The following is a 2,715-nucleotide window of genomic DNA, read 5'->3' as shown; positions in this document are numbered from 1 at the left end:
GGCGCCCACGCGCTGTCCGTGGGGCGAGAAGGCGTTCAGCGGTTATCTGGGCGCGGACCGCGAAGCGTGGAAGCAGTACGACGCGAGCGAACTCGTCGGCACGGCGACGCGCAAGTTCGCCGAGGGCATTCTCGTCGATCAGGGTCTCGCCGATCAATTCCTCGCGCAGCAGTTGAATCCGGATGTGTTCGAGGCGGCGTGCAAGGCAGCAGGCCAACCGTTGACGCTGCGCAGGCATGAAGGCTACGACCATGGCTACTTCTTTATCTCGACCTTCATTGAGGACCATCTCGCGCATCACGCCGCTGTGCTCAACGCGGTCGCCATCGCCCCCGTTCATCGAGCGGCAGCCCCAACCGCTGCCACCCGTTCCGCTGATGCTCGTTGTTCGAGCTAGGCCATTTCACTGCAGGGAGAAACCATGAGCATCTTTACGCACGTTACTGTCGGCACGAATAACCTCGATAAGGCTCGCGCCTTCTATGACAAGGTACTCGGCGAAATCGGGCTGAAGCGCCTGACCGATCTGGGCGATAACGGATCGATCTGGGGCCAGGGTGCGCCGTCGTTCTTTGTGCTGAAGCCGGCGAATGGCCAGCCGGCCACGATCGGCAACGGCGTCACCGTGTCGTTTGAAGCGCCCGATCGCAACTCAATCAATGCGTTCCACAAGACGGCGATTGCACATGGCGGCCAGGATGAGGGCGCCGCCGGTCCCCGGAGCTGGGCACCGAACGCCTACGCCGCCTACGTCCGGGATCTCGACGGGAACAAGCTTGCGGTCTATTGCTTCAAACCGTAGAGGGCGTCGCGATGGATGAGGCAGCGCTACGCAAGGTCATGCGCATTGCTGCCTCCCGGAGTGCTTACTTGTAGAGCGATCGACGAATTGAACGATGCGCTTCAGACGCAGTGCAACCTCACGACTCCATGGTCTCGTCTTGAGCCGCACGCGTCGCGTGCTCGCGGTACGCAATGGGCGTAATGCCCACAGTGTCGTGAAATGCCTTTCTCATCGCCTCATACGTTTTGAACCCCGTTCTCGACGCAATGGTCTTTGCTGGAAGGTCGCTTTCCTCAAGAAGGCGACGAGCGGCCTCGACCCGTGCATTGCTGAGGAACGCGGTCGGAGTGGTTCCCGTTTCTTCCTTGAACCGGCGATTAAAACTTCGCAGGCTCGTTGCGGCATGTTGTGCCATATCCGCGGCTGTTAGTGTCTTGTCGATATTGTCCAGTATCCAGTGCTGCACTGCCCGGATATCAGGATGCCGCATCGTCCGGCTGGCCGAATGCAGTCTCAATTGAGACTGACTTCCCGTGCGTCGCGCGTGAATGACGAGATCCTTTTCGACACCGGCGGCGACGTCGTTGCCAAAGTCCATTTCGACAATGGCCAGCGCGAGGTCGATTCCCGCAGTCACACCGGCCGACGTCCATACAGAGCCGTCCCGAACGAACAGGTACCCGGCACAGACGGACACTTCGGGGTGTCGGTTCTTGAGCAGTTCCGTCAGAGACCAGTGAGTCGTCGCCCGCTTGCCGTTCAACAGGCCGGCCTCGGCGACGAGAAACGTGCCAACGCAAAGGCCGGCGATACGCGACCCCCGCGTGCCCGCGTGTCGAACCCATTCGACGATGCCCGCGTTGTTCGCGACGCAATCTTCGATCGCCCGGCCACCGACGACCAGTGCCGTATGGGGAATCGCGAGAGGATCGAGGCGCTTCTCGGTGACGATTGCCACACCTGCATCCGACACGACGTACCCCCTGTCCGTGGCGGCAATCTTCACGTCGTAGCGTCCACGACGTCCCCTGCGTTCGAGGTGGCTGTTCGCGTACGCGAAAACACTCGATACGCCCATTGCTTCGAGCGCATTAAAGCCGTCGTAGACGATGACATCGACGGTGATCGTGTCAGGCGGCGCCACGCCGCACGGCGGCGGCGAGTACCGCTGGCGATGCAGCGATGGACGCGTTCTCACTGATCGACCTCCCCTCTGACGCGTATCCGAAATGTTTCATCGACATGCTGTCTCGCGCGCGTCGATCGATCAATCACGACGGCGCGATTAGTCGACAGACTTCACCATATCTTCGATCACCTTCTTCGCATCGCCGAACACCATCATCGTCTTGTCCATGTAGAACAGGTCGTTGTCGAGACCGGCGTAGCCCGCCGCCATCGAGCGCTTGTTGACGATCACGGTGCGCGCCTTGTATGCCTCGATGATCGGCATGCCCGCAATCGGCGACTTCGGATCAGTCTTCGCAGCAGGATTCACCACGTCGTTCGCGCCGAGCACCAGCACCACGTCGACCTGGCCGAACTCCCCGTTGATGTCTTCCATTTCATGGACGATCTCGTACGGCACTTCGGCTTCCGCGAGCAGCACATTCATGTGGCCCGGCATGCGCCCGGCCACAGGGTGAATCGCGTACTTCACGTCGACGCCCTTCTCGATCAGCAGATCGGTGAGTTCTTTCAACGCATGCTGCGCGCGTGCGACGGCCAGACCGTAGCCCGGCACGATCACGACGGTTTCCGCGTTGCCGAGCATGAACGATGCGTCTTCCGCCGAACCCGACTTCACCGGCTTCTGTTCGCCCGAACCCGCTGCTGCCGCCGCACCCGCCTCGCCGCCGAAGCCGCCCAGAATCACGTTGAAGAACGAACGGTTCATCGCCTTGCACATGATGTACGACAGGATCGCACCG

General features: G+C 61.1%; 3 protein-coding genes and 1 pseudogene. 2 read left to right on the top strand and 2 right to left on the bottom strand.

Annotation, left to right across the window (positions count from 1 at the left end):
* Nucleotides 1-313: pseudogene (locus H3V53_RS42710) on the top strand (alpha/beta hydrolase-fold protein); the annotation flags it as partial.
* Nucleotides 314-421: 108 nt separating this feature from the next.
* Nucleotides 422-802, top strand: a complete 381-nt coding sequence (locus tag H3V53_RS42705) for a VOC family protein (protein WP_336602972.1) — start codon at nt 422-424, stop codon at nt 800-802.
* Between the two features lie 118 nt (nt 803-920).
* Here the strand turns inward: H3V53_RS42705 and H3V53_RS42700 are convergent, their stop codons facing one another.
* Nucleotides 921-1,928 carry a GlxA family transcriptional regulator gene (locus H3V53_RS42700; protein WP_336602971.1) on the bottom strand — a complete coding sequence of 336 codons (1,008 nt, stop codon included), beginning with the start codon at nt 1,926-1,928 and terminating at the stop codon, nt 921-923.
* Nucleotides 1,929-2,069: 141 nt separating this feature from the next.
* On the bottom strand, nt 2,070-2,715 hold a 646-nt coding region (locus H3V53_RS42695; protein WP_336602943.1), incomplete at its 5' end, for an NAD(P)(+) transhydrogenase (Re/Si-specific) subunit beta.

Origin of the sequence: Paraburkholderia bengalensis, assembly GCF_037126505.1 — a bacterium.
Taxonomy (GTDB): Bacteria; Pseudomonadota; Gammaproteobacteria; order Burkholderiales; family Burkholderiaceae; genus Paraburkholderia; species Paraburkholderia bengalensis.
Note: the sequence above shows the minus strand (reverse complement) of the source record. Positions and strands in the feature narration are given on the sequence as shown.